Origin of the sequence: Ectothiorhodospira mobilis (assembly GCF_900114895.1) — a bacterium.
GTDB classification, from domain to species: domain Bacteria; phylum Pseudomonadota; class Gammaproteobacteria; order Ectothiorhodospirales; family Ectothiorhodospiraceae; genus Ectothiorhodospira; species Ectothiorhodospira mobilis_A.
The window spans coordinates 74,938-99,796 of record NZ_FOUO01000001.1; the positions used below are offsets into that span (position 1 = coordinate 74,938).

A 24,859-nucleotide genomic window follows, 5' to 3' on the forward strand; every position below is an offset into this window, starting at 1 on the left:
ATTCGGATCAATTCCGGATCAGAACCAGGATTCCGGGATGATGAGGATATCCCCGGGATACACCGGCGCGTTGGCCTCGATGTCCCCATCCCGGATCAGGTCGTCCAGACGGACCTGGTACTGCTCGGTCTCGCCATTGACCTTGCGCACGATGGAGGCGCGGTTGCCCGCGGCGAACTCGGTCATCCCCCCCACGGCGATCATGACATCCAGCAGGGTCATGTGTTCGTTATAGGGGATGGCCTGGGGATTGGTGGCCTCCCCCACCACCCGGATCTGCTGGTCGTAGGGTCCGCGAAAGCCGGTGACGATCACGGTCACCACCGGGTCGCGCACGTAGACCTGGAGGACCTCCTCCATGTCCCGGGCCAGCTCCGTGGGGGTCTTGTTGGCGGCCTGCACGTCCTCGATCAGCGGGGTGGTGATCCTGCCGTCCGGCCGCACCGGCACCGACATGGACAGCTCCGGCTGCCCCCAGACGAAAATATTGAGGTTGTCCCCCGGACCGATGATGTAGTCCGGATCCTCCTCGTAGTCGATGTCCTCCAGGGGCGGCAGATGGCTGGCGCAGCCCCCGAGAAAGACCGCCAGGACGAGAAACGCGAGGGACCGGACAAGACCGCTTGACTGACGCATGTTCCGTACATCCTCCATAGGTCGGCGTGCCGGACCCGGAGGCGATGCCATCCAGCCCGGGGGACGAAGATCCTTAACAAGGGACATTAGCACAGAAAACGGGAACTGCATCACATTTCAGTTCGTACCGATCCGGGGGAACGGATGCCCTGCATCCAGCCCAGGAGTCTAGCAGAAGCCCCCGGGGCCGGCAGGCCGTTTCAGGTGCCGCGGATCTCGAAATCGTGGCTGATGCGGGCGGTCTTCCCCAGCATGATGGAGGCGGAGCAGTACTTGTCCGCGGAGAGGGCCACGGCCCGGGCCACCTGCTTCTCCGACAGCCCCTCGCCGGTGACGATGAAGTGGACATGGATGGCGGTGTAGACCCGGGGCGGCTCGTCGGCCCGCTCGGCGGAGATCTCCACCTCGCAGTCCATGATGGGCTGACGCGCCTTTTGCAGGATCTGCACCACATCGAAGGCGGTGCACCCCCCCAGCCCCAGCAGCAGCATCTCCATGGGACGGGGCCCCAGATTGCGTCCCCCCTGCTCCGGGGCACCATCCATCACCAGGGCATGACCGCTCGGTGACTCCCCCACGAAGGTGACGTTTTCCAGCCAATGGATCCGTGTTTTCATCCTTCGGTTTCTCCCCCGGCGGCCCTGGTGCCGCCCAGCATTCGACAAGCCCAATCCGGTACCATAAACTCCTTGATGGCGATCGCAAAGCATCCAAAACCGCCACAGATCCAGTGCTGCACCGGGTTCGCGACCTTGCCAGTCCGCCCTGGGTGTCGGCCACCCACACGTCCCTCCTGGTGAGGTGGAGCATGAGTCGCCTGCCCGTACAGAAGCAGACCCCGGATCCGGCCCTGGAAAAACTCCTGGCACACAGCCACCGGAGACAATACCCCGCCCGCTGCACCATCATCCACGCCGGGGACCGGCCCGAGACCCTCTACTACATCGTGCAGGGCTCGGTGAGCGTCATCATGGAGGACGAACTGGGGCACGAGATGGTGCTGGCCTACCTCAATCCCGGACAGTTCTTCGGCGAGATGGGCATCTTCGCCTCCCAGGCCCGCAGTGCCGGGATCACTACCCGCAGCGCCACGGAGACGGCGGAGATCCACTACGCCAAGTTCCTGGAACTGGCCATGGACGACCCGCAGATCATGTTCCTGCTGGCCACCCAACTGGCGGACCGCCTGCGGGAGACCAGCCGCAAGGTCATCGACCTGGCCTTCCTGGACGTGACCGGACGCATCGCCCGCACCCTCATGGAACTGGCCCAGCAGCCCGACGCCCTCACCCATCCCGACGGCATGCAGATCCGCGTCACCCGCCAGGAACTGGCCAAGATCGTGGGCTGCTCCCGGGAGATGGCCGGACGCGTGCTCAAGGACCTGGAGGAGAGGGGGCTGATCACCGCCCGCGGCAAGACCATCGTCGTCTTCAACGCCCGCTGACTCCTTCCGCGCCCCTTCACCCAAAGGGTCCCCGATCGCCCTTGCCATGAGCCGCAGCCCGGAGCGGATGGGCAGCTGGGAACCCCGGGGCCACCCACCCCCTGGGAAAGCCGGGTCCCAACCCCCCCTGGGAACGCCGAGCCCCAACCCCCCCTGGGAACGCCGAGCCCCAGCTCGGCACGAACAGAGCCAAGCGGGTGCTTGGCGCTCCCAGCAACCCCATCAGGAACGCCGGGCCCCTACCCGCCCCCCTGGGAACGCCGAGCCCCAGCTCGGCATCCCACTTGAGCCAAGCGGCTGCTTGACGCTCCCAGCAACCCCATCAGGAACGCCGGGCCCCAACCCGCCCCCTGGGAACGCCGAGCCCCAGCTCAGCATCGCACTGAGCCAAGCTGGGGCTTGGCGCTCCCAGCAACCCCATCAGGAACGCCGGGCCCCTACCCGCCCCCCTGGGAACGCCGAGCCCCAGCTCGGCAAGAACAGAGCCAAGCTGGTGCTTGGCGCTCCCAGGCGATCCCAATGGGGCCGCCGAGCCCAGCCGGCCCCCGGGAACGCCGGGCCACCCGGCCCCCTGGGAACGCCGAGCCCCAGCTCGGCATCAACAGAGCCAAGCTAGTGCTTGGCGCTCCCAGGCGATCCCAATGGGGCCGCCGGACCCAACCCGGCCCCCGGGACCGCCAGGCCCACCCGGCCCCTGGGAACGCCGAGCCCCAGCTCGGCAAGAACAGAGCCAAGCGGGTGCTTGGCGCTCCCAGGCGATCCCAATGGGGCCACCGGGCCCGACCCGGCCCCCGGGACCGCCGGGCCACCCGGCCCCCTGGGAACGCCGAGCCCCAGCTCGGCAAGAACAGAGCCAAGCCGGTGCTTGGCGCTCCCAGCAACCCCATCAGGAACGCCGGGCCCCAGCCCGCCCTCCTGGGAACGCCGAGCCCCAGCTCGGCATCGCACTTGAGCCAAGCAGGGGCTTGGCGCTCCCAGCGACCCCCACGGGACTGGATTCACGGCGTCCCGCGCAAGGCCCCCCGGCCCACGGCGCCCCCTGCCTGACTCAGGATCATCCCTCCCCCGCGATCACCTCCAGAAAATCCGCCCCGAAGGTCTCCAGCTTGCGCTCCCCCACCCCCGGGATCCCCGCCAGATCCGCCAAGGTGGAGGGCCGCCGCCGTGCCATCTCCATGAGGGTGGCATCATGGAACACCACATAGGGGGGCACCCCCTGTTCCTCCGCCAACCGCCGCCGGCAGTCCCGCAGGGCCTCGAACAGGTCCCGGTCCGCCGGATCCGTCAGGGCCGAGGCGGCCGTGCGCCGCGCAGCACGCCCCCCGGCCGGGGCCCGCACCTCCCGGCGCAGCAACAGTTGCGTCTCCCCCCGCAGCACCGGCCGGCAGGACTCATCCAACCGCAGCGCCCCGTGCCCCTCCACGTCCACGGCCAGCAGACCCCGGGCGATGAGCTGGCGGAAGACCCCGCGCCAGGCCTCCACCGCCAGATCCGCGCCGATGCCAAAAACACTGAGCTGATCGTGGCCGAAGTGCTTGATGCGCGGATCCTCCCGACCACGCAGCACGTCCACCAGATAATTCACCCCAAAGCGCTGCCCCGTGCGGTGCACGCAGGACAGGGCCTTCTGCGCCGCCACCGTGGCATCCCAGGTCTCCGGCGGCTGCAGGCAGTTGTCGCAATTGCCGCAGGGGGCCTCCAGGGTCTCGCCGAAATAGGCCAGCAGGGCCTGGCGGCGGCAGGCGGTGGTCTCGCACAGCCCCAGCATGGCATCCAGTTTGTAACGCTCCAGGCGCTTGCGGGCATCGTCCGCCTCCGAGGCATCCAGCATCTGCCGCAGGGTGATCACGTCCTGCAGGCCGTAGCGCATCCAGGCATCCGCCGGCAGCCCGTCGCGGCCGGCGCGCCCCGTCTCCTGGTAATAGGCCTCGATGCTCTTGGGCAGGTTCAGGTGCGCGACGAAGCGCACGTTGGGCTTGTCGATGCCCATGCCGAAGGCGATGGTGGCGACGATGATCACCCCCTCCTCGTTGAGGAACCGCCGCTGGTGCGCCTCCCGCACCTGGGGACCCAGGCCCGCGTGGTACGGCAGGGCGTCGAGCCCCTGCTCCTGCAGCCAGGTGGCCACCTCCTCCACCCGCTTGCGGGACAGGCAATAGACGATCCCCGCCTCCCCCGGATGGGTCTCGCGGATGAAGCGCAGCAGGGCCTGGCGTGCATTGCCCCGCCCCTGGTGGATGCGGTAGCGGATGTTGGGACGGTCGAAACCGCTGATGAACGCCCGCGCCCCCTCCAGACCCAGGCGCTCGCGGATCTCGTCACGGGTGCGGGCGTCGGCGGTGGCGGTGAGGGCGATGCGCGGCACCCGGGGCCAGTGCTGGGCCAGCAGCGAAAGACGGATGTACTCGGGGCGAAAGTCGTGGCCCCACTGGGAGACGCAGTGGGCCTCGTCGATGGCGAAGAGGTTGATGCGCGCCCGGGAAAGCAACTCCAGGCTGCGCTCCGACAGCAGGCGCTCCGGCGCCACGTAGAGCAGATCCAGGTCCCCGTCCAGCAGATCCCGTTCCACCTGGCGCACTTCATCCAGACTGAGGGTGGAATTGAGACAGGCGGCGCGCACCCCCGCCTGGCGCAGGGCCGCCACCTGATCCTGCATGAGGGCGATGAGCGGGGACACCACCACCCCGGTACCGGGCAGGGCCATGGCCGGGATCTGATAGCACAGGGACTTGCCGCCGCCGGTGGGCATGATCACCAGGGCATCGCCGCCGCCCATGAGGGTCTCGATGACGGCGTCCTGGGGGGGACGGAAGGAGGTGTAGCCGAAGGTGTCCTGGAGGATGCGCAGGGGGTCCGCGACGGATGACTGCATGGAGGACGGAATCCGGGTGTGGCGGTACGGGGGATGTCCTCCTCAAGATACAGGCTGGGGCCGGGAAGCAAAAGCGCCGGGCCGCCGGGGGGTCAACCCCCGACGGGCATCCCGGTCATCTCCTGCGGGTCGTCCTGGGTCCGCGCCCGGCGGGCGCGGATGCGGTCCCAGAGCTTCTCGTGGAAGTGGTACACCACGGTGTTTACCGTGGGCTCCACCAGGGCCACGAGCCCGCCGATGACGACACTGCCCGTGAGGGCGAAGGTGACGGAGAAGGCCACGGTGAAATGGGCGATGGCGAAGCTGATGGTCTTGATCATGGCGTATTCCTCTCTGCGCTGAACTTCTTTACTGAGAATAATACGCAGTTGATAACCATTCTTGAAATTGAATTTCGCCATCGATCCCATTGACCCCGCCTATGGCCCGACTCAGGCCAGGGCGCGGGAGGCCACCTCATAGACATCCGGCGACCCCCCCGGCCGGGCCACGATGCGCTCCAGGGCGGCGCGCATGCGCTCCTGGCGAGCGGCATCGAAGCGCCGCCAGCGCACCAGGCTGGTGGCCAGGCGCGCGGCCACCTGGGGGTTGAGGGCGTCCAGTTCCAGGATGGCCTCGGTCACCAGGCGGTAGCCCTCGCCGTCCGCGGCGTGGAAGTGCACCGGATTGCCCATGGCGAAGGTCCCCAGCAGGGCCCGCACCCGGTTGGGATTGCGCAGGGAGAAGCCGGGATGGGCCATGAGGGCCTCCACCCGCTCCCGGGTGCCGGGGGCGCCGGAGGCGGCCTGCAGGGCGAACCACTTGTCCAGCACCAGGGGATCCTGGCGCCAGCGGGCCTCGAAATCCGCCAGGGCCTCGTCCCGCTCCGGCCCCGGATGGTCCATCAGGGCCCGCAGGGCCCCCATGGTCCCGGTCATATCCTGGGCCTGCTCATAGCGGGACCGGGCCAGGGCCAGGGCCTCCTTCTCCCCGGGGGCACACAGGTAGGCCAGGCACAGATCCCGCAGGCGCCGACGGCCCATGGCCACCGCATCCCCGCCCCGGCTGTCCGCCAGGGCATCGTGGCGCGCCCGCCAGCGCCCCGCCAGGGCCCGGCCCAGGGCCTGCCGGGTGAACCGCCGGGCCCGGTGGATGGCATCCACGTCCACCACCTCCATCTGCTCCGCCAGATAGCCCTCCCCGGGCAGGGTCAGGGCCTCGGCCACCAGGGCGGCGTCCAGGGCCTCGTCCTCCAGCACCCGGGCGAAGGCGGCCTCCAGGGCCGGGTCCAGACGGGGTTCCTCCCCCGCCTGCAGGGCCCGCACCTGCGCCAGCAGGACCTTCACGGCCAGCTGCTGACCCGCCTCCCAGCGGTTGAAGTCATCCCCATCGTGGGCCATGAGGAAGGCCAGGTCCTCGTGGGTGTATGGGAACTGCAGCTTCACCGGGGCGGAGAAGCCCCGCAGCAGGGAGGGCACCGGAGGCGCCTCCACCCCCTGGAAGACGAAGGTCTGCTCCGCCTCGGTGACATCCAGCACCCGCTCCACGGGCGGCGCTTCCCCGTCCCCGTCGCCATGCAGCCGCAGCGGCAGGGGGCGGCCCGAGGGATCCAGCAGCGCCATGCGCAGGGGGATGTGCATGGGCCGCTTCTCCGGCTGGTCCGGGGTGGGCGGGCAGGACTGGCGCACCGTGAGCCGGTAGGTGGCGGTGGCGGCGTCATGATGGCCGTCCACCTCCAGGCGCGGCGTACCGGCCTGCTCGTACCAGAGGCGGAACGGGCCCAGGTCGCGGCCGGTGGCGTCCTCCATGGCCCGGACGAAGTCCTCCGTGGTCACCGCCTGGCCGTCGTGGCGCTGGAAGTACAGATCCAGCCCGCGGCGGAATCCCTCCCGGCCCACCAGGGTCTGGATCATGCGCACCACCTCGGCCCCCTTCTCGTACACCGTCATGGTGTAGAAGTTGTTGATCTCGATGTAGGAACGGGGGCGCACGGGGTGGGCCATGGGGCCCGCATCCTCGGGGAACTGCAGCGAGCGCAGGTGCTGCACGTCGTGGATGCGCTTGACCGCCCGCAGGCTCTGGTCGGCGGTGAATTCCTGATCCCGGAAGACGGTGAGCCCCTCCTTGAGGGAGAGCTGGAACCAGTCACGGCAGGTGACCCGGTTGCCCGACCAGTTGTGGAAATACTCGTGGGCGATGACCCCCTCGATGGCCACGAAGTCGTCGTCGGTGGCCGTCTCCGGGCGGGCCAGGACGTACTTGGAATTGAACACGTTCAGGCCCTTGTTCTCCATGGCCCCCATGTTGAAGTCGTCCACGGCCACGATCATGTAGATATCCAGGTCGTACTCCCGGCCGAAGGTCTCCTCGTCCCAGCGCATGGCCTTCTTCAGCGAGACCATGGCGTGGTCGCAACGATCCAGGTTGTGCCGCTGCACATAGATGCGCAGGTCCACCTCCCGGCCCGAGCGGGTGGTGAAGCGATCCTGCTGGCAGACCAGATCCCCGGCCACCAGGGCAAAGAGATAGCTGGGCTTGGGGAAGGGGTCGTGCCAGACGGCGTAGTGGCGGCCACCGGGCAGATCCCCCGTCTCCACCGGATTGCCGTTGGAGAGCAGCACCGGGCAGGTGGCCCGGTCCGCCTCCAGACGCACGGTGTAGACCGTGAGCACGTCCGGCCGGTCCGGGAACCAGGTGATGCGCCGGAACCCCTCCGCCTCGCACTGGGTACAGAAGTTGCCGCCGGAGACATACAACCCCTCCAGGGCCGTGTTGGCCCGGGGCTCGAGCACCGTCTCCAGCTCCACCACGCAGGTGGCGGGCAGGTCGTGCAGCACCAGCCGCTCCGGCTCCAGGCTGCGCCGGTCCTCGGGCCAGTCGCGGCCGTCCACCTGCAGCCCCTCCAGGCCCAGATCCTGGCCATTGAGCACCAGCGGGGCCGAGCCGTCCACGAGCCGGGTCAGCTCCATCCGGGAGCGCACGCGGGTCCTTTCCGGGTCCAGGTCGAAGTCCAGATGCACCGTATCCACCCGCCACTGGGGCGGCGCGTAGTCCTCGAGGCGGATGGCGCGGGGGGTGGCGTCTTTCATGGGCAGGGGTCCTTGGGCAGGGGATCATGGAGATCGTGGTTCAATCCCAACTATAGCGCCCGGAAAAGGGGCGGCCAAGGCGGGGGGCTTCGTGTCACAATAGGAACGAATCCCCAGCCCCATCCCCCATGACCACCGCCAAGACCCCCGCCCCCCGCACCACCTTGAACCTCATCAGCGGCTTTCTCGGCGCCGGCAAGACCAGCGCCATCCTGCACCTGCTGCGTCACCACCCCGCCGGCGAGCGCTGGGCGGTACTGGTGAACGAGTTCGGTGAGGTGGGCATCGATGGCGGCGTGCTGGAGGATGCCGGCGGCGGCATCCCGGTGCGCGAGGTCTCCGGGGGCTGCATCTGCTGCACCGGGGCCATGAACCTGCGCGTCGCCCTCACCCGCCTGCTGCGGGAGGTGCGCCCGGACCGGCTGCTGCTGGAACCCACGGGGCTGGGCCACCCCGCCGGCATCGTGGACACCCTGCGCGACCCCTGGCTGGCGGGGGCGGTGCGCCTGGGCAACATCATCACCCTCGTGGACCCCTCGGGCTTCAGCCAGGAGCGCCTGGAGCAATCCCTCATCTACGCCGATCAGCTGTCCCTGGCGGACGTGGTGGTCCTCAACAAGACCGACGTGGCCCCCGAGGAGCGGATCCGGGCCCTGGAGGCCCATCTGGCCGGGCTCTACCCCCCGAAGCTGGCGGTGGTGCGCACCACCCGCGGCGCCCTGGACCCGGCCCTGCTGGACCTGGAGGGCCGGGCCCGCCCCGGCGGTGCCTTCACCCCCGTACAGCCCGGGGCGGCCAGCGCGGAGGCGGCCTGCCCCCTGACCACCCCGGGCCTGCCCGACCACGGCCAGGCCCCCCAGGCGGACACGGCCCGGGGCTGGTGCTTCCCCCCGGAGCTGATCTTCGACCGCAAGGGCCTGGAGGCCCTGTTCGCCGCGCCCCCGTTCCATACCCTGACCCGGGCCAAGGGGGTGTTGCGCACCGGCCGGGAATGGCAGCGCCTGGACTGGGCCGAAGGCCGCCTGGAGATCACCCCCATCACCTGGCGGCGGGACAGCCGCCTGGAACTCATCGCCCCGGAAGACGCCGTGCCCGACTGGACGGATGTGGAGACCCGGCTGCGGGCGGTGACACGCACGGGGTGACGGACAAGTTCAATCCCCTTCAATCCCCGGTAGCGCCGATCCCGGTCCTCCTGGACGCACTGGACCACAACCATTCCTCCGGCCTGCCGCAGAGCCCGGCCTTCACCGGATTTCGATGGATATACTCCACTACTGCATCCAGATGCCGCTGATCACGGATATATCGGTCCCAGTACTCGCGCATCCATAAACGTGCACCGGGAACGCCGAGCCCCAATTCGGCATTGCGCGCCAGCGCCCAGCGTCCGGTGTATGACTTCCACGACTGCACGATCTTTGGCAACGCATCAGCGGGTTCGATGAGCACATGCACGTGGTTGGGCATCACGCACCAGGCCAATAGCCGGTAGCGCGAGCCATCGAACCGCAGCAACGTCTCCTGCACCACATCCGCAACCCGTGGATGACGGAGGGCGCAACAACCCATACCGGCATCCAGCCAGTCATCGATCGTGCGCCGCCACACCCGATCCCGCCTGCCCGCAGGCATGGCCTCAAGCTCACGCGCCCATTCCCTGCACTTTTCTTGCGGCAACGAGTCCGCCAGACGGAAGGTGATGGATTGCGGTACCGAGCGGGCATCCAGGTGCGGCAGATAGCCCCGGGTGTACCATCCTTTGGATCCGCAACAGGTCATCGATCTGGCCTTTTCCATGCCGGATTAAGGTCCATCTCACAACTGGGAGCGCCAAGCGCCAGCTTGGCTCTGTTCGTGCCGAGCTGGGGCCCCGACGTTCCCGGGGGCCGGCGGGGCTCGGCGGTTCCATTGGGATCACCTGGGAGCGCCAAGCACTAGCTTGGCTCTGTTGATGCCGAGCTGGGGCTCGGCGTTCCCAGGGGCCGGCTGGGCTCGGCGGCCCCATTGGGATCGCCTGGGAGCGCCAAGCCCCAGCTTGGCTTTGTTCTTGCCGAGCTGGGGCTCGGCGTTCCCAGGGGCCGGGTGGCCCTGGCGGTCCCGGGGGCCGGCTGGGCTCGGCGGTCCCATTGGGATCGCCTGGGAGCGCCAAGCACCCGCTTGGCTCTGTTCTTGCCGAGCTGGGGCTCGGCGTTCCCAGGGGGCCGGGTGGCCCGGCGTTCCCGGGGGCCGGCGGGGCTCGGCGGTCCCATGGGGATCGCCTGGGAGCGCCAAGCACCCGCTTGGCTCTGTTCGTGCCGAGCTGGGGCTCGGCGTTCCCGGGGGGCCGGGTGGCCCGGCGGTCCCGTGGGGGCCGGCTGGGCTCGGCGTTCCCGGGGGCCGGGTCGGGTCCGGCGGTCCCATGGGGGTCGCCTGGGAGCGCCAAGCACCAGCTTGGCTCTGTTCGTGCCGAGCTGGGGCCCCGACGTTCCCGGGGGCCGGCGGGGCTCGGCGGTTCCATTGGGATCACCTGGGAGCGCCAAGCACCCGCTTGGCTCTGTTGATGCCGAGCTGGGGCTCGGCGTTCCCAGGGGGCCGGGTGGCCCGGCGTTCCCGGGGGCCGGCTGGGCTCGGCGGTTCCATTGGGATCGCCTGGGAGCGCCAAGCACCGGCTTGGCTCTGTTCGTGCCGAGCTGGGGCTCGGCGTTCCCGGGGGGCCGGGTGGCCCGGCGGTCCCGGGGGCCGGCTGGGCTCGGCGGTCCCATGGGGATCGCCTGGGAGCGCCAAGCACCCGCTTGGCTCTGTTGATGCCGAGCTGGGGCTCGGCGTTCCCAGGGGCCGGGTGGGCCTGGCGGTCCCGGGGGCCGGCTGGGCTCGGCGGCCCCATTGGGATCGCCTGGGAGCGCCAAGCACTAGCTTGGCTCTGTTGATGCCGAGCTGGGGCTCGGCGTTCCCAGGGGCCGGGTGGGCCTGGCGGTCCCGGGGGCCGGGTTGGGTCCGGCGGCCCCATTGGGATCGCCTGGGAGCGCCAAGCACCAGCTTGGCTCTGTTCTTGCCGAGCTGGGGCTCGGCGTTCCCAGGGGGCCGGGGTGGGCCCGGCGTTCCCGGGGGCCGGGTCGGGTCCGGCGGTCCCATGGGGATCCCCTGGGAGCGCCAAGCACCCGCTTGGCTCTATATTCTGCCGCGGCCATGCCCTACGCGGGGGTTATTTGCTTTTTTCTCCCGGGACGCCGCAGCGGCCGAAGAACTGGTAGTGGTCGAAGGCCTCGGCGATGCCGCCGGCGTGGGTGGCGTCGGCGAAGTAGATGCGTTTGAAGCCGTAGAGCTTTTCCAGTTCGCGGGCGTGGTTGCCCACCACCACCCCGAGGGTGCTGCCCCGGAGCATGTCCTCGTCGTTGCCCGAGTCTCCCGCCACCAGGACCCGTTCCACGGGGATGCCCCACTTGTCGGCGAAGTAGCGCACGGCGAAGCCCTTGGAGGCCCGCACCGGGAGCAGGTCCAGGAAGCGGTCGTGGGAGTAGATGATGTTGGCGTGCAGGTCCTTCTGGTGCAGCAGGCGTTCGATCTCCTTCATGCCCGGGGCCTCGGCCGGGTCCACGAAGAAGCTGATCTTGTGGCGGCGCTGGTCTTCCTCGGGCTGGAGCTGGATTCCCGGCAGTTCCAGCAGGGCCTGGCGCAGGGCGTCCGGTTCCCAACGGTAGTCGATGTGCCGCGCCCAGCCCAGGTCCTCGGTCATCTCCGGGCCGTAGTGGATCTCGGCCCCCACGGAGGTGATCATCAGGTCGGGGGTGGGCACACCCCATTCCCGCAGGATCTGGATGGCGGAGTCCAGGCGGCGTCCGGTGGCGATGCCGAAGGCCACGTCCCGGCCCTCGTCCTTGAGGCGTTGCAGCATGGTGCGCAGGCCGCCCCGGTCCCCCAGGAGGGTGTTGTCGATATCGGAGATGAGGGCCCGGTCCGCCTGGGCCAGCTTGCCGGAGAGGCGCTGCTGGCCGCGGCGGATGCGCCCGGCCTCGCGGCGCAGGCCCTTGATGCGCTTGACGTACTTGTCGGCGTGCCCTTCCCAGGAGTAGTGCTGGCGCACCCCCTTGAGGCCGTTGTCCGAGAGGCGTTTCCAGCGCTCAGGGTCGCTGATGATGGCGAAGATCTCCCGGGCCATGGCCTCGCTGTCCAGGGCGTTCACCAGCACGCCGTTGTTGCAGTGGGCGAGGATGTCCCGCGGGCCGCCGTCGTCGGTGGCCACGAAGGGGGCGCCGCTGGCGGAGGCCTCGATGAGGGTGAGGCCGAAGGGCTCGGTAAGGGCCGGGTTGACGAACACGCCGCGGGTGCGGGTCACCAGCCGGTACAGGTCGGGGACGTCGTCCGGGCTGTGGTGCTTGGGATAGGCCACCTGGCCGTAGAGGTCGTGGTCGTCGATGCGCATCAGGACCTCGGTGAGCACGTCCCGGGCACCCCGGTCCAGGTCGCGGATGCGGTCCCGGTTGCCGGCCACGATCACCAGGTTGGCCATCTCCCGCAGGGCCTCGTGCTCGGCGTAGGCCTGGATGAGGGTGGGGATGTTCTTGCGTTCGTCGGGCCGGGAGAGGGCCAGGACGATGGGCTTGTCCGGCTTTTTGAGAAAGCGCGCCAGGGTCTTGTAGATGGGCGGCCGCGGTGAGCGGGCCTTGGGGGGATGGAAGCGCTTCAGGTCCGTGCCCGGGGGGATCACCACCATGCGCTCGGGCTGGTAGTGGTCGTACTGGGCGTACTGCTCCTCCACCTCCTGCTGGGTGCTGGCGATCACCATGTAGGCGTTGGCCAGCACCTCCTCCTCCGCCTCGATGCGGCGGCCGATGCTATAGCGGGACTCGAGGTCCTGCTCCGTCGCGCCCTTGGCCAGGAGACGTTCGCGCTTGACCCGGCCCAGGGAGTGGCCGGTCTGCACCACCGGCACCCCCAAAAGATTGGCCACGCGCACGGCCACATGGCCGGCATCGGCGTAGTGGCCGTGGACCACGTCGGGCCGCAACCCCACGCGGCGGATGTGCTTGATGGCGTTGTCTGCAAAGCAGTCCAGGTAGGGCCAGAGCTTTTCCTTGCGCAGGTAGCGGCGGGGGCCGCAGTCCAGGCGGATGATGCGCGCCCCGTGGCCCAGGTCCTCCTCCGGCTGGGCGTAATCGTCGGAGATGCGGTTGTCCTCCACGCGGCGGGTGAGCAGGTCCACCCGTCCCACCTCCGGGTGACGGGCCAGGGCCCGGGCCAGTTCCACCACGTACTTGGTCTGTCCGCCGGTATCGGCGTCCCGTCCCAGTTCCAGGTCCTGTCCACGGATGAGGCCGTGGACGCTCACCAGGACGATATAGAGACCTTCACCCCGTGTCGCCTTGCTCTGGGTCTTCTTCATGCGTCTTCCCGTATCCCTTGAGGCTGAGCACGTCCAGGCTGGACGGATCGTTGAGGAACTTGTCCGCCACGATCAGGGCCGTGGCCGACCAGGTCTGATTGAAGTTGGCCCGGCGTCCCATGAGCCGACCGTTGCGCCCGTCGTAGTACTCCGGCCAGCCGTTGCGGGCCAGGCGCGTGGCGGCGCTGTCGAAGGCCCGCCGCGCCAGGTCCGGCCGCTCGGCCTGCAGCGCCGCGGCCACGAAGGCCCAGAGCAGCGCAGGCCAGTTGCCGCCGTTGTGGTAGGACCAGGGGATGTTCTTGGGGTCGGAGCCGGTCTTCAGGCGCCACTCCCCCCCCTGCATGGCCGGGAAGCAGATCTTCACCGGCATCATGCCCATGAGGTCGTCCCAGCGCTGCTCGTAGAGGCGCATCATGGCCCGGGACTGGTCGGCGTCGGTGAGGCCGAACAGCGCCGAGAGCAGGTTGCCCAGGGCGAAGAAGCGAAAATCCATGCGCCCCGGGCCCAGGTTGCCCACCAGGTAGCCGGCGTCCACCGGCAGCCAGTCGCTCACCCAGTCGGGGATACTCTCGGGGTGGATGTTGAGGGCATTCTCCGAGTCGTGGCCGAAGACCTCGGTACGGAAGCGGTGGATGCGGTTTAGCCGGTCCTCATCCAGCCAGTAATAGTGGCGCACGTATTCGGTGAGCTGGCCGATGCGCTTGGCCGAATGTTCGCGCACGCCCCGGTTCTCCGGATGGGCGTCGTCCAGCATGGCCAGGGCCGCCTTCAGGGCACCGAAGAACAGGGCCTGGATCTCCAGGGGATGGCCGTAGACCCCCATGCGCCGGTCGATCATGAAGGAGCCGTCGGGCACCAGCAGCGTGGGGAAGATCTCGAAACGGTCCTGCAGGCAGATGTTGAGGATCATGCGTATGCCCCGCTGGCACTCCGGCGAGCGGGTGAAGGCCTGGTCGCCGGAGATGCGCTCGTAGGCCACCAGCAGGATGAGCCACCACATCATGGAGTCCACCGGGGCCACGCGGCCGATGGCCCGGTCGCCGAAATCGGCGTGGATCTGCTCATTTCCATTCTCGTCGCAGTGCACGCGGAAGCTGGCGGGCATCACCTTGGCCACGGTGCGGTGCCCCTCCACCTCCTCCTGCTGGTCCCGCAGCCGCAGCACCAGGGCCAGGAAGTTGCGCACGATGCCACTGCGGCCGTCCAGGAGGAAGACCAGGGCCGAGGGGACGAAGTCGCGCACGAAGCAGTCGGCGTAGTTCTCCGCCGGGGCATGGGCGTCCAGACTGGCGATGGTGCCCACCTCCCGGCCCTCGCTGTACACCAGGGAGGCCTCGAGCAGGCGGTAGGCGGAGGCGATGGGATCGGTCAAGGGGGGCTCCGTGTCGTATCCAGGCCGGTGTGGACCCGGGTGGGGTTCAGTGCCCGCCCCGCCCGACGGGCAGGACCGGCTCGGGCGGCGGCGAGGCGGGACGGGCGAAGAGATAGCCTTGCACATAGTCCACCGCGCGCGCGCGCAGCCATTCCCATTCCCCCACCTGCTCCACCCCCTCGGCGATGGTCTGGATCCCCAGCTCCTGCGCCATCTCGATGAGCTTGGAGAGTACCGTCTGCTTGTAGGTGTCCTCGTGCACGTGGGAGACCAGCTCCCGGTCGAACTTGACGAAATCGGGCCGCAAGGTGGAGAGCAGGTTCAGCGAGGAATACCCCGCCCCCAGGTCGTCCAGGGCCACCTGGAAACCCGCCTGCTTGTAGTGCTCCACGATGCGCTGCAGGTGGCGCGTGTCGGAGATGTGCTCAGACTCCACCACCTCGAATACCAGCCGGTCGGCGTCCGCCCCCAGGCGGTCCACCTCTTCCAGGGTGCTCTTGAGGCAGAAGGCCGGGTCGTAGATGGTGGTGGGGTTGAAGTTGATGAACACCCGGGCCTCGAAGCCATGGGCCACCGCCTGGCGGATGGCATTGATGCGGGCGGCCCGGTCCAGCTGGAAGAGCAACTGGGAGGCCCGGGCCTGGGCGATGAGCCGGCCCGGCGACACGCGTTCCTCCTGGCCCGGGATCACCCCGCGCATGAGGGATTCGTAGGCAAAGGGCCGGCCCGGATCGGCGCAGGAGACGATGGGCTGAAAGTGGAACTCGAAGCGCTCCGCCTCGATCAGGTCCGCCAGCCAGCCGCTGCCGGCGCGGGCCAGCAGGGTCTCCAGGCTGTGGGTATCCCGCAGGGAGGCGATGCCGAAGGTGTTCCCCTGGGGCAGGAAGGCGGCGCGGCAATCGCGGATCTCCGCCTCGCTCATGAGTTCCCGTAGGGACCCGTCCACCGCCGCCGGCCCGCCCTCGGGCAGGAACACCGACAGCACCCCGGGACTGGCCTCCCGGGCGGTCAGGCCTCGGGCCTCCAGGCCCCGGCGCACGCTTTTGAGGGTGTGGGAGAGGAAGGGGGCCAGCAGCAGTTCCCCTGGTCCTTGGTGGCAACGCTCGATGGTCTGGCAGTCAGGGCAGGTCATGGACGATTCCGGAATCGAGGATCATGGGGGCGATGCTGTGGTCCAATACCCACGGGCCGGGCATGCACCACCGGCCCATGATCATACCCGATCCATTCCACACCATGGCAAGGCGATCCCGAGGATCGGCCCCATCTGTTCCCCGCTGATCCCGCGAATTCTTTACCTCGGCTAAACCATCAGAACGGGACCGGGATAGCGTGCCACCGTCTCATCCGCCGTAAGGAGCAGTATGCCTTCGCTCTCTGCCTGAGCGACGAGCATTCGATCAAAGGGATCCCGGTGGATCGGCGGCAGATGGTGGACGGCAAGGGCGTGGGCACCGGTGATGGGGAGTTCCACATAGCCATTGTCCATCAGCCCGCGTTTGAGCAGGTAGGGGTCCACTCGAAAATCGGGACGCCCTAGACCGGACTTGATGGTTACCTCCCAAAGGCTGGCGACACTGAACCAAAGCGCATTGCTCTCGTCCATCAATTTCTCTCTCGCCTTCGCCGATAGCCGCTCGGGTTCCGCAGCGGCCCAGAGTAGCAGATGGGTATCCAGCAACAGAATCATGATCGCTGATCATCGCCGAACATCCCGGTGATCTGCTCACTACCCATGGAGTCAAAATCTTCCGGGATCTGAAAAGCCCCCTTCAGGAACCCAAGCCGGTGCACCTGGCTTGAGGATGGAGTCTCCATGGGCATGAGCTTGGCCAGGGGTTGACCTGCCTGGGCGATGATCACGGTCTCCCCGTTTGCCGCGCGCGCCAATAGCCGGGAGAATTGGCTCTTGGCTTGGTGGATATCGACCGTATCCATTTCGACTTCCCGATTCGCATTGACTAAGCTCATTAAAGTTAGCCTCTTTCAAGGATGGCTACAATGACCGAGATGAACGACAAGATCCGCAAATCCGAGGCCGCCTGGCGGGCGGAGCTCTCCCCGGAGGCCTTCGAGGTGACCCGCCGCGGCGGCACCGAGCCGCCGTTCACCGGCCGCTACTACGGCCACGAGGCCCCGGGGTTGTATCGCTGTGTCTGCTGCGGCGCGCCGCTGTTCGACAGCGAGCACAAGTACGAATCCGGCAGCGGCTGGCCCAGCTACTGGCAGCCGGTGGATGAACATGCGCTGGAGGAGCATGCCGATCACCGCCTGGGCATGAAACGGGTGGAGGTGCGCTGCCGCCGCTGCGACGCCCATCTGGGGCATGTCTTCAACGACGGCCCCTGGCCCACGGGGCTGCGCTATTGCATCAACTCGGCGGCGCTGCGCTTCGAGCCCCGGGAGGCGTCTCCCGGCCATGGGGGGACGTGAAATCCAGTTCCGGCCCCAGGGGGATGATGCCGCTGGGGTTCAGGTGGCGGTGACTGCCGTAGTAATGGGTCTTGATGTGATCCAGGTGGACGGTCTCGGCCACCCCGGGGATCTGATACAGGGCACGGGTGTAGGCCCATAGATTCGGGTAGTCCACCAGGCGCCTGAGGTTGCACTTGAAATGGCCGTGGTACACGGCATCGAAGCGCACCAGGGTGGTCAAGAGGCGCCAGTCCGCCTCGGTGAGCACCTCGCCGACGAGCCAGGGCTGGCGCGCCAGGCGGGCCTCCAGATCGTCCAGGGCGGTGAACAGCCGGCGGCAGGCCGCCTCGTAGGCCCGTTGCGTCGTGGCAAAACCGGCGCGGTAGACGCCGTTGTTCACATCCTCGTAGACCCGCGCGTTGATGGCGTCGATGGCCGGGCGCAGGTCCAGGGGATAGAAATCGGTGCGCCGGTCGGTGAAGGCGTCGAAGGCCCCGTTGAACATGCGCACGATGTCCGCCGATTCGTTGTTGACGATGGTGCGTCGCTGCGTGTCCCAGAGCACGGGGACGGTGACGATGCCGGTGTACTGGGGGTCCGCCAGGGTGTACACCTGATGCAGGTGTTCGAAGCCGTTCACCCGGTCTCCGGTGGCCCCGGGGTACGCGCCGAAATGCCAGCCCGTGTCCGGCATGACCGGGTGCACCACCGACACGCCGATCAGGTCCTCCAGCCCCTTCAGTGCGCGAAGGATGAGGGTGCGGTGGGCCCAGGGACAGGCCAGGGAGACATAGAGATGATAGCGGCCGGGCTCGGCGGGGAATCCCCCCTCCCCCGTGGGCCCGGGGGCCCCGTCCGGGGTGATCCAGTGCCGGAAGCGGGAGTCCTGGCGCTCGAACTCCCCGTCCCGGGTCTCCTCGGAGAGCCAGTCGCCCTGCAACCGGCCCCTGATCAGCAGACTCATCATCCCCTCCCCGGCCGCGACGGTCCCGGCGGCCCTTCCGATTCCGACCCCGACGGCGGCCGGATCGTTCCTTCTCCGGGCGTCTTGCCCTGCGCCTTACGGCAACTATACTTTTTGGACGGTGATCCTCGCACGGAGAAGAGGAGGGCATCCCGATGTGGCTCGAGAACATGCTCCGTCGGCAGATGCGCGACGGCACCCTGGTGCTGCACCTGCCCGATGGCAGTTCGCGGCGATTCGGCCAGGGCGAACCCGAGGCCAGCCTGCATGTGAAGGATCCCGCCGTGCTGCGCCGCATCGCCTGGGATCCGGGCCTGGAGTTCGGCCAGACCTACATGGAAGGGGGCTGGGAGCCCGGTGAGGAGGGCCTGCGCCCCCTGATCCACCTGGTGATGCGCAACTTCGCGCCGGTGTTCCGTCGCCGGCGGGGGCTATGGATGCACCTGCTGCGCCGGCTCTGGGAACAGGGCAACCGCATCACCCGCAGCTACCACAACGTCTCCCATCACTACGACCTGGACGAATGGCTGTTCCGGCGCTTCCTGGACCGGGAGATGTTCTACTCCTGCGCCTACTTCGAGCGCCCGGAGGTCTCCCTGGAGGAGGCACAGCAGGCCAAGGCGGACCTCATCCGCCGCAAGCTGCTGCTGCAGCCGGGTATGCGCGTGCTGGACATCGGCTGCGGCTGGGGCAGCATGGCCTTTTACCTGGCGCAGCACGCGGACGTGGAGGTGCACGGCATCACCCTCTCCCGGGAACAGCTGCGTGTGGCCGAGCAGGAGGCCGAGCGCCGCGGCCTGTCGGACCGGGTGCACTTCCACCTGCAGGACTACCGGGAGCATCGCGGCCAATACGACCGCATCGTCAGCGTGGGCATGTTCGAGCACGTGGGCCAGCCCTACTACCGGCGTTTCTTCCAGCAGATGAACGATCTGCTCCAGCCCGAGGGGGTGGCCCTGCTGCACACCATCGGACGGGTGGACCCACCGGGCAAGACCAACCCCTGGCTGAGCCGCTACATCTTCCCCGGCGGCTACACCCCCGCCCTCTCGGAGGTGACCGCGGCCCTGGAGAAGACCCCGCTGATGAGCACCGACGTGGAGATCTGGCGCCGGCATTACGCCTACACCCTGGGCGAATGGTACCGTCGCTTCCAGGCGGTGCGCGCCGAGGCAGCGCAGCACCTGGACGAACGCTTCTGCCGCATGTGGGAGTTCTACCTGGCCAGCTGCGAGGGCACCTTCCTCTTCTGGGGTCAGGTGGTGTTTCAGGTGCAACTGGCCCGCCAGCATGGCGTGGTGCCGGAGACGCGGGACTACCTCTACCAGGGGGGCAGCGCCACCGGCGCTGCCACGGGGCCGCGGCAGACCGCGGCGGCCTGAGGCCTCACCCCGCCTCGGGGGCCACGCGCACCCCGTCCGCCACCCGGGAGCCGGGATGGCGGACCGCTGCTCTGACTCCATTTACTCCGACGGATCATCCCATCTCGGCCGCACCTCAAACAATTCAAGGCTCTGTCCCGCCACGCGGTATCCAATATCGAGTTCCGGCCGGATATGCTCAGGGGGAGGACGGCGCAGCTTTGTGGCAACAAAGGCGCGCCGTAGTCAAGCGTCTGACTGCAGCGCCCTTGTTGTGTGCTATTTCGGGTCTTCGATGCCGAGGTCTCGGCAAATCTTGCGAGCCAAATAATCATTGATCTCTCTATGCCTTGGCACCGCAGATCGCCTGTTTTGGGCAGGATTGTGCCACCATGAGTGTCGTCCTCCCTCTCGGAGTAACTCGCAACCAAACGATTCGAGATGCCGAATCAGGTCGCGGCGTTTCATACCGCGATTTCGAGTTCCTCAAAGTCTCCGCCGGCTGCGCCAATAGCGTCCGTGCGATTCAACTCCAAGGCTTCCCGAAGCGTGATTTTCAACGATTCAAGCAGTTCATCTCGGGTCGCTTCCTGGCAATTGACGCCAGGTACTTCTTCGATCCATCCGATCCACCACTCGCCTTCCTGTTTCACAATTGCTGTGTAGCTAGATTTCATGGTTAGATTGTACTCCATATAATCTATCGAGCACGTAACGGCCAGCTTAACCGGCCGGCTTTGGTGCGCCAGCGGAAAAGCCGGCCCCGGTTGAAGCTGTTGTTAGAACGGCTAAGACGTCCCCACTGTGTTATGCGATGATTCCGCATGATATCGCCTGATGCGGCGCATCCGCCGCATCAGGCTGCACACCGATCGCAACCATCCTTTAGCAGTTCCATAAATTACGCAAGCTGCCAGCGTGGCGTGGTGCCCAAGACGCGGGACTGCCTTTACCAGGGACGCGGCACCACCGGCGCTGCCGCAGGGCCGCGGCAGACGGTGGCGGCCTGAGGCCTCACCCCGCCTCGGGGGCCACGCGCACCCCGTCCTCCACCCGGGAGCCGGGATGGCGGACCACCCTCTCGCCGGGGGCCAGGCCGGATACGACCTGGGTCCAGAGGCCGCTGCTGCGTCCCGTCTGCACCGGGCGCAGCTGCGCCCGGCCGGATTCCACCACGAACACCGCCTGCCCCTCCCCGTGGCGGAACAGGGCGCTGCTGGGGATCTGGATCACGTCCTCCCCTTCCCACAGGACGAATCGGGCCTCCACGCGATAGCCGTCCCCCAGGCGGTCCCACTGCCCCCGGGGTGAGGTGAGGACGGACCAGACCGTGACCCGGCGCTCCTCCACCCCCAGGGCCGACACCTCCTCGAAACCGGACGGTTCCACCCGGCGCACGCGCCCCTCCAGGGGCTCGCCCCCGCCCCAGCGCTCCAGGATCACCCGCATCCCCGGGCGGACCTGGACGGCGTCCATGGAGAGCAGGTCCACGCGCACCTCCAGGGCGGCGGGGTCCCCCAGCTCCAGCACCGGCTCACCGGCGGCCACCGGGCCCTCGCTGCGCCGGTGGCGGCGCATCACCACCCCGTCCGCCGGTGCGGGCACCGCCACCGCCTCGCCGGCGCGCAGCCCGTCCCCCACCTCCAGCCGCAGCCGGGCCGCCATCCATTCGGCGCGGGCGGCCTCCAGGGCCCGTGTGGCCCGCTGCCGCTCTGCACTGGCGCCCTCCCGGGCGGTGCCGGCTTGATCCAGGGCCTGCGTGGCGGCCAGACCGCGGCCATGGAGATCCCGGATGCGTCCGAACTCCGCCTGCGCCAGGCGCTCCTGGGCGCGGGCCGACTCCAGATCGGCGGCCGCCGCCTCCATGCGCGCCCGGGCCGCCGCCACGGCCTGGGCCGCCCGTTCCCGCTCGCGCGCATCCAGGGCCGGGACCGGCGGCGGTTCCAGCCAGAACAGGGGCGCCCCCGCCGTCACGGGATCTCCCGGCTCCAGGGAGACGCGGCGCAGGTATCCCCCCATGGGCGCGGTCACGGTGAAGGGCTCCCGCAGGCGCGTCCAGCCCTCATCCTCCACGAACACCTGCATGGGCCCCTGTTGCACGGGGGTGACGGTCACCGGCACCGGCGCCGGGCGCAGGGCCAGGAGCAGCAGGACCGGGATGAGCAGGGCCACCAGGGCGATGATCAGCTTTCTCGTCAGGGACATGGGCTTGGCATCCGCGGGTCCGGGTCTGGGCGCTTGAACGCTTCAGGTCATTCGGTGGTCTTCAGGGCCGACAGCATGTCCAGGTGGTACAGCCGGCGGCCGATCAACAGCATGGACAGGGCCGTGGCCAACAGCACCCCCGCGGCGGAAAAGGCGTAGATGCGCGGGGTGAAGGCCAGGGGAAGGCGGAACAGATCCGCCGCCAGGGCCTGGTTCAGCCAGATCACCAGCCCCGTCCCCAGCAGCCAAGCCAGGGGGATGGCCAGGAGGGTGATCAAGCCCATCTCGCCGATGAGGATCCAGCCCACCTCCCCCCGGGAAAAGCCCAGGACCCGCAGGGTGGCCAGTTCCCGGGAGCGCTCGGCGAAGGCGATGCGGGCGTTATTGTAGGCTACGGCAAAGGTGATGGACCCGGCCATGGTCAGCAGGATGCCCATCATCACCAGCAGCGTGCCCTGGATATAGTCCCGGAAGCGGCCCTCCAGGACATCCATGCGGCTGATCTCGGCGATCCGGGGGGCCCGCCACAGGGTATCGAAGAGGGTCTGCATCCGCGCCTCGTCCACCAGCAGCCAGGCCCCGGAGAGGGCGGGCCCCTCCCCCATGAGACGGTTCAGGGCGCGGCGTTCCATGTAGGCGCCGGTGCCGATGGGCTCATGGATGATCCCCGCCAGTTCCAGCGACCGGGTACGGCGGTGCCCCTCCAGCACCTCCACCTGCAGGGTATCCCCGGGGGAGAGATGCAGGCTCTGCGCCAGGTAGCCGGTGAGCAGGACCCCGCCGGGCGGCAACGCCACCGGGGCCTGGTCCGCATCCAGCACCCCCCGCAGTTGTGGATGGGTCTCCATGCCCAGGAGGACGCTGCGCTCTTCCCGATGCCCGTGGATGAGGCGCACCGGCACGCTGCGAAACCCCTCCGCGAAGCGCACCCCTGGGGCCGCCCGCAGCGAGGCCAGGACCCTCTCGGAGGTGGGCTCGGTGAAGCCCACCTGCAGGTCCATGGTCAGGACCTTGCGGTACTGGAGATCCAGCAGCTGATCCACGGCCCCGAACTGGTAGCTGCCCACCATGAGCAGACTGCCGGAGAGGGCGATCCCCACCATGGACAACCCGGCCTTGAGGCGGTGGCGGCCCAGGTTGCGCAGGATGATGCGCGAGGGCTGGGAGAGCAGGCGCCCGATGCCGCTGCGATCCACCCAGCCGGCGCGGAACCGCTCCGGGGCCGGCGGCTGCATGGCCTCGGCCGGGGCCATGCGCATCACACCGGCCACCGCCTGGGCGGTGCCCAGAAGACCCGCGCCCAGGGCCACCGCCACCCCCAGGAGCACCACCCCCGGCTGCAGGCGGAACCCCATCTGGGGAAAACGGTAGTACTGGGCGTAGACCCCCGCCAGGGCCTCCGCCGCCCACATCCCCAAAAGGACCCCCAGGACCACCCCCAGGGCCACGATGACCAGGGTGAACAGGCCGTAGTGGACGGCCAGCTGGCGGGGGTCGTATCCGAAGGCCTTGAGCAGGGCCACCTGCTGGCGCTGGGTGCGGATCACCCGCGCCACCAGGACGTTGAGCAGGAAGGCCGCCACCCCCAGGAAGATCACCGGCAGCACCGTGGCGTTCACCCGCAACTGGCCCAGTTCGTCCTCCAGGAAGCGATGGGAGAGCTGATCCTCGCGGGAGATGGCCCCGATGCCGCCATAGGGGGCCAGATGGTGGTCCACGGCGCCGATCACCGTCCTGGGGTCCGTCCCCGGGCGCAGCCCCAGGACCACGTTGTTGAAGGCCCCGTCCAGGTCCATGGCCCGGGCCAGCCCGCTGCGGTTCATCCAGAGCACACCGAAGCGCCGGTAGTCCGGCAGCAGGTCCCCCGGCCCCACCTGATAGACGAACTCCGGGGACAGGGCGACCCCGCTGACCAGCAACCGCTCCTGCCGCCCGTTGAGGATGACGGTGAAACCGTCGCCCGGACGCAGGTCATGGGCCTGGGCGAAGGGCTCGCTGATCACCACCTGGTCGTGGCGGCCCGGGGCCGGCAGTCCCCCCTGGCGCAGGGCGAGGCGGTTGAGCCGGGGCTGGGCGCCGTCGGGGATGGACAGGGCCAGCCCCCGCACCGGCTCGTCGAACCCCGGCACCTCCAGGCGTACACCGGCCCGCACCCGGGTCTGCACCCGGTCGACCCCGGGGACCTCGGCCAGCCCCCGGGCCACCCGCTCCGGGGCGCGCTTGAGATCGGCGAAGACCTGGGCAAAGTGATAGGTTTCGTAGAAGCGGTCCCGGGACAGGGTGAGGGCATCCAGGGTGGTGCCCCCCAGGACCAGCACCAGGACCCCGGCGGCGATGACCACGGCGATGGCCGCCACCTGCCCCTTCATGTGGTTCAGGTCCCGCAGCAGCTTGCGGTGCAGCGGGTGCATCACCACACCAGTTCCGACGGGGCCCGGCGCCGGGTGTTGCGCCAGGTCTCCTGGACCCGGCCGTCCGCCACGCGGATCACCCGGTCGGCCATGTCGCCGATGACGGCGTTGTGGGTGATCACCGCCGTGGTGGTGCCAAAGCGGGTGTTGATCTCCTGCAGCACCTCCAGCACCCGGGTGCCGGTGCGGGAATCCAGGGCGCCGGTGGGCTCGTCGCAGAGCAGCACCGCCGGGCGCTTGGCCACGGCCCGGGCGATGGCCACCCGCTGCTGCTCCCCGCCGGAGAGCTGGGAGGGGAAGTGATCCATGCGCGCCTCCAGCCCCACCAGGGCCAGGGCCGCCTCCGGGGTCATGGGATCCCGGGCGATCTCGGTGACCACGGCCACGTTCTCCCGCGCCGTGAGGCTGGAGATGAGGTTATAGAACTGGAAGACGAAGCCCACGTGCTCCCGGCGGAAGCGGGTAAGGGCCCGGTCCGGGGCGCCGGAGAGCTCCTGGCCGCGGTAACGCACCGAACCCGTGGTGGGCCGGTCCAGCCCCCCCAGGATGTTCAGCAGCGTAGACTTGCCGGAGCCCGAGGCCCCCAGCATCACGGCCAGTTCACCGGCGTACAGGTCCAGGTCCACGCCCCGCAGGGCCTGGATGTGGACCTCGCCCATGACGTAGGTCCGGGTGATGCCACGGGCGCAGAACACCACATCGCCATCGGCCGCAGGGATCGTGGGCACGGCGGGTCCCTTGAAAAA

General features: G+C 68.8%; 22 protein-coding genes. 4 read left to right on the top strand and 18 right to left on the bottom strand.

Annotated elements, in window-relative coordinates; all coding sequences use genetic code 11:
• Nucleotides 1-18 precede the first annotated feature (18 nt).
• Together BM214_RS00330 and BM214_RS00335 are read right to left on the bottom strand one after the other, a co-directional pair.
• Nucleotides 19-636, bottom strand: a complete 618-nt coding sequence (locus tag BM214_RS00330; RefSeq protein ID WP_090483406.1) for an XrtA/PEP-CTERM system exopolysaccharide export protein — start codon at nucleotides 634-636, stop codon at nucleotides 19-21.
• Nucleotides 637-836: 200 nt separating this feature from the next.
• The gene (locus tag BM214_RS00335; RefSeq protein ID WP_090483218.1) at nucleotides 837-1,253 is read right to left on the bottom strand and encodes an OsmC family protein; all 417 of its coding nucleotides are present in this window, start codon (nucleotides 1,251-1,253) and stop codon (nucleotides 837-839) included.
• A 191-nt stretch (nucleotides 1,254-1,444) separates the two neighbouring features.
• Between BM214_RS00335 and crp the strand changes: the two genes are divergently transcribed.
• A complete protein-coding gene (crp, locus tag BM214_RS00340) occupies nucleotides 1,445-2,083 on the top strand; it encodes a cAMP-activated global transcriptional regulator CRP (protein ID WP_090483219.1) in 639 nt (212 codons plus the stop codon).
• A 1,054-nt stretch (nucleotides 2,084-3,137) separates the two neighbouring features.
• On the opposite strand, the gene recQ is transcribed toward crp, so the two are convergent.
• The 3 genes from recQ to pepN all read right to left on the bottom strand — a co-directional run bounded on the left by recQ (nucleotide 3,138) and on the right by pepN (nucleotide 8,023).
• A complete protein-coding gene (gene recQ / locus BM214_RS00345; RefSeq protein ID WP_090483220.1) occupies nucleotides 3,138-4,955 on the bottom strand; it encodes a DNA helicase RecQ in 1,818 nt (605 codons plus the stop codon).
• Between the two features lie 92 nt (nucleotides 4,956-5,047).
• The gene (locus tag BM214_RS00350) at nucleotides 5,048-5,275 is read right to left on the bottom strand and encodes a DUF2061 domain-containing protein (RefSeq protein WP_090483221.1); all 228 of its coding nucleotides are present in this window, start codon (nucleotides 5,273-5,275) and stop codon (nucleotides 5,048-5,050) included.
• A gap of 111 nt (nucleotides 5,276-5,386) precedes the next feature.
• Nucleotides 5,387-8,023 carry an aminopeptidase N gene (gene pepN, locus BM214_RS00355; protein WP_090483222.1) on the bottom strand — a complete coding sequence of 879 codons (2,637 nt, stop codon included), beginning with the start codon at nucleotides 8,021-8,023 and terminating at the stop codon, nucleotides 5,387-5,389.
• A 128-nt stretch (nucleotides 8,024-8,151) separates the two neighbouring features.
• Between pepN and BM214_RS00360 the strand changes: the two genes are divergently transcribed.
• On the top strand, nucleotides 8,152-9,168 hold the full coding sequence (locus BM214_RS00360; protein WP_090483223.1) for a CobW family GTP-binding protein: 1,017 nt from the start codon (nucleotides 8,152-8,154) through the stop codon (nucleotides 9,166-9,168).
• Nucleotides 9,169-9,187: 19 nt separating this feature from the next.
• Here BM214_RS00360 and BM214_RS00365 read toward each other — a convergent pair whose 3' ends face one another.
• The 6 genes from BM214_RS00365 to BM214_RS00390 form a co-directional block, all read right to left on the bottom strand.
• Nucleotides 9,188-9,823 carry an REP-associated tyrosine transposase gene (locus BM214_RS00365; protein ID WP_244887783.1) on the bottom strand — a complete coding sequence of 212 codons (636 nt, stop codon included), beginning with the start codon at nucleotides 9,821-9,823 and terminating at the stop codon, nucleotides 9,188-9,190.
• Between the two features lie 1,384 nt (nucleotides 9,824-11,207).
• The gene (locus BM214_RS00370; RefSeq protein WP_090483225.1) at nucleotides 11,208-13,385 is read right to left on the bottom strand and encodes an HAD-IIB family hydrolase; all 2,178 of its coding nucleotides are present in this window, start codon (nucleotides 13,383-13,385) and stop codon (nucleotides 11,208-11,210) included.
• Complete coding sequence (locus tag BM214_RS00375; protein WP_090483226.1) at nucleotides 13,351-14,757, bottom strand: glycoside hydrolase 100 family protein; 1,407 nt, start codon at nucleotides 14,755-14,757, stop codon at nucleotides 13,351-13,353. The genes BM214_RS00370 and BM214_RS00375 overlap by 35 nt, the downstream gene beginning before the upstream one ends.
• 46 nt (nucleotides 14,758-14,803) lie before the next feature.
• A complete protein-coding gene (locus tag BM214_RS00380; protein ID WP_090483227.1) occupies nucleotides 14,804-15,889 on the bottom strand; it encodes an EAL domain-containing protein in 1,086 nt (361 codons plus the stop codon).
• A gap of 171 nt (nucleotides 15,890-16,060) precedes the next feature.
• Nucleotides 16,061-16,447: a type II toxin-antitoxin system VapC family toxin gene (locus tag BM214_RS00385; RefSeq protein WP_090483228.1), complete on the bottom strand. Its 387-nt coding sequence runs from the start codon at nucleotides 16,445-16,447 to the stop codon at nucleotides 16,061-16,063.
• Entirely contained in the window at nucleotides 16,444-16,695 is a 252-nt protein-coding gene (locus BM214_RS00390) for a type II toxin-antitoxin system Phd/YefM family antitoxin (RefSeq protein ID WP_090483229.1), read from the bottom strand. The genes BM214_RS00385 and BM214_RS00390 overlap by 4 nt, the downstream gene beginning before the upstream one ends.
• A gap of 72 nt (nucleotides 16,696-16,767) precedes the next feature.
• Between BM214_RS00390 and msrB the strand changes: the two genes are divergently transcribed.
• The gene (msrB, locus tag BM214_RS00395) at nucleotides 16,768-17,190 is read left to right on the top strand and encodes a peptide-methionine (R)-S-oxide reductase MsrB (RefSeq protein ID WP_090483407.1); all 423 of its coding nucleotides are present in this window, start codon (nucleotides 16,768-16,770) and stop codon (nucleotides 17,188-17,190) included.
• Here msrB and BM214_RS00400 read toward each other — a convergent pair.
• Nucleotides 17,129-18,136, bottom strand: a complete 1,008-nt coding sequence (locus BM214_RS00400) for a glutathione S-transferase family protein (RefSeq protein WP_090483230.1) — start codon at nucleotides 18,134-18,136, stop codon at nucleotides 17,129-17,131. The genes msrB and BM214_RS00400 overlap by 62 nt on opposite strands.
• A 155-nt stretch (nucleotides 18,137-18,291) precedes the next feature.
• On the opposite strand from BM214_RS00400, the gene BM214_RS00405 reads away from it, so the two are divergent.
• On the top strand, nucleotides 18,292-19,518 hold the full coding sequence (locus tag BM214_RS00405; RefSeq protein WP_090483231.1) for an SAM-dependent methyltransferase: 1,227 nt from the start codon (nucleotides 18,292-18,294) through the stop codon (nucleotides 19,516-19,518).
• Between the two features lie 81 nt (nucleotides 19,519-19,599).
• On the opposite strand, the gene BM214_RS13105 is transcribed toward BM214_RS00405, so the two are convergent.
• From BM214_RS13105 to BM214_RS00430, 6 genes are all read right to left on the bottom strand, one after another.
• Nucleotides 19,600-19,716, bottom strand: coding sequence for a DUF3024 domain-containing protein (locus tag BM214_RS13105; RefSeq protein ID WP_483392428.1), 117 nt, complete (start codon nucleotides 19,714-19,716; stop codon nucleotides 19,600-19,602).
• A gap of 60 nt (nucleotides 19,717-19,776) precedes the next feature.
• Complete coding sequence (locus BM214_RS00410) at nucleotides 19,777-19,965, bottom strand: type II toxin-antitoxin system HicA family toxin (RefSeq protein WP_090483232.1); 189 nt, start codon at nucleotides 19,963-19,965, stop codon at nucleotides 19,777-19,779.
• Nucleotides 19,962-20,174 carry a hypothetical protein gene (locus BM214_RS00415; RefSeq protein WP_090483408.1) on the bottom strand — a complete coding sequence of 71 codons (213 nt, stop codon included), beginning with the start codon at nucleotides 20,172-20,174 and terminating at the stop codon, nucleotides 19,962-19,964. Before BM214_RS00415 ends, BM214_RS00410 begins: the two co-directional genes overlap by 4 nt.
• Nucleotides 20,175-20,511: 337 nt before the next feature.
• Nucleotides 20,512-21,702 carry an efflux RND transporter periplasmic adaptor subunit gene (locus BM214_RS00420; protein ID WP_090483233.1) on the bottom strand — a complete coding sequence of 397 codons (1,191 nt, stop codon included), beginning with the start codon at nucleotides 21,700-21,702 and terminating at the stop codon, nucleotides 20,512-20,514.
• A gap of 47 nt (nucleotides 21,703-21,749) precedes the next feature.
• Entirely contained in the window at nucleotides 21,750-24,113 is a 2,364-nt protein-coding gene (locus BM214_RS00425; protein WP_090483234.1) for an ABC transporter permease, read from the bottom strand.
• Nucleotides 24,113-24,772 carry an ABC transporter ATP-binding protein gene (locus BM214_RS00430; RefSeq protein WP_090483409.1) on the bottom strand — a complete coding sequence of 220 codons (660 nt, stop codon included), beginning with the start codon at nucleotides 24,770-24,772 and terminating at the stop codon, nucleotides 24,113-24,115. Before BM214_RS00430 ends, BM214_RS00425 begins: the two co-directional genes overlap by 1 nt.
• Nucleotides 24,773-24,859 lie beyond the last annotated feature (87 nt).

Bases quoted from the DNA above. Each gene is read 5' to 3' on its own strand.
- BM214_RS00425 (WP_090483234.1), bottom strand. From the start codon at position 24,113: ATGCACCCGCTGCACCGCAAGCTGCTGCGGGACCTGAACCACATGAAG.
- crp (WP_090483219.1), top strand. From the start codon at position 1,445: ATGAGTCGCCTGCCCGTACAGAAGCAGACCCCGGATCCGGCCCTGGAA.
- BM214_RS00410 (WP_090483232.1), bottom strand. From the start codon at position 19,965: ATGAAACGCCGCGACCTGATTCGGCATCTCGAATCGTTTGGTTGCGAG.
- BM214_RS00370 (WP_090483225.1), bottom strand. From the start codon at position 13,385: ATGAAGAAGACCCAGAGCAAGGCGACACGGGGTGAAGGTCTCTATATC.
- BM214_RS00360 (WP_090483223.1), top strand. From the start codon at position 8,152: ATGACCACCGCCAAGACCCCCGCCCCCCGCACCACCTTGAACCTCATC.
- BM214_RS00400 (WP_090483230.1), bottom strand. From the start codon at position 18,136: ATGAGTCTGCTGATCAGGGGCCGGTTGCAGGGCGACTGGCTCTCCGAG.
- BM214_RS00430 (WP_090483409.1), bottom strand. From the start codon at position 24,772: ATGGGCGAGGTCCACATCCAGGCCCTGCGGGGCGTGGACCTGGACCTG.
- BM214_RS00350 (WP_090483221.1), bottom strand. From the start codon at position 5,275: ATGATCAAGACCATCAGCTTCGCCATCGCCCATTTCACCGTGGCCTTC.
- BM214_RS00335 (WP_090483218.1), bottom strand. From the start codon at position 1,253: ATGAAAACACGGATCCATTGGCTGGAAAACGTCACCTTCGTGGGGGAG.
- BM214_RS00420 (WP_090483233.1), bottom strand. From the start codon at position 21,702: ATGTCCCTGACGAGAAAGCTGATCATCGCCCTGGTGGCCCTGCTCATC.
- BM214_RS00380 (WP_090483227.1), bottom strand. From the start codon at position 15,889: ATGACCTGCCCTGACTGCCAGACCATCGAGCGTTGCCACCAAGGACCA.
- BM214_RS00365 (WP_244887783.1), bottom strand. From the start codon at position 9,823: ATGGAAAAGGCCAGATCGATGACCTGTTGCGGATCCAAAGGATGGTAC.
- BM214_RS00405 (WP_090483231.1), top strand. From the start codon at position 18,292: ATGTGGCTCGAGAACATGCTCCGTCGGCAGATGCGCGACGGCACCCTG.
- BM214_RS00390 (WP_090483229.1), bottom strand. From the start codon at position 16,695: ATGGATACGGTCGATATCCACCAAGCCAAGAGCCAATTCTCCCGGCTA.
- pepN (WP_090483222.1), bottom strand. From the start codon at position 8,023: ATGAAAGACGCCACCCCCCGCGCCATCCGCCTCGAGGACTACGCGCCG.
- BM214_RS00385 (WP_090483228.1), bottom strand. From the start codon at position 16,447: ATGATTCTGTTGCTGGATACCCATCTGCTACTCTGGGCCGCTGCGGAA.
- recQ (WP_090483220.1), bottom strand. From the start codon at position 4,955: ATGCAGTCATCCGTCGCGGACCCCCTGCGCATCCTCCAGGACACCTTC.
- BM214_RS00415 (WP_090483408.1), bottom strand. From the start codon at position 20,174: ATGAAATCTAGCTACACAGCAATTGTGAAACAGGAAGGCGAGTGGTGG.
- msrB (WP_090483407.1), top strand. From the start codon at position 16,768: ATGAACGACAAGATCCGCAAATCCGAGGCCGCCTGGCGGGCGGAGCTC.
- BM214_RS00330 (WP_090483406.1), bottom strand. From the start codon at position 636: ATGCGTCAGTCAAGCGGTCTTGTCCGGTCCCTCGCGTTTCTCGTCCTG.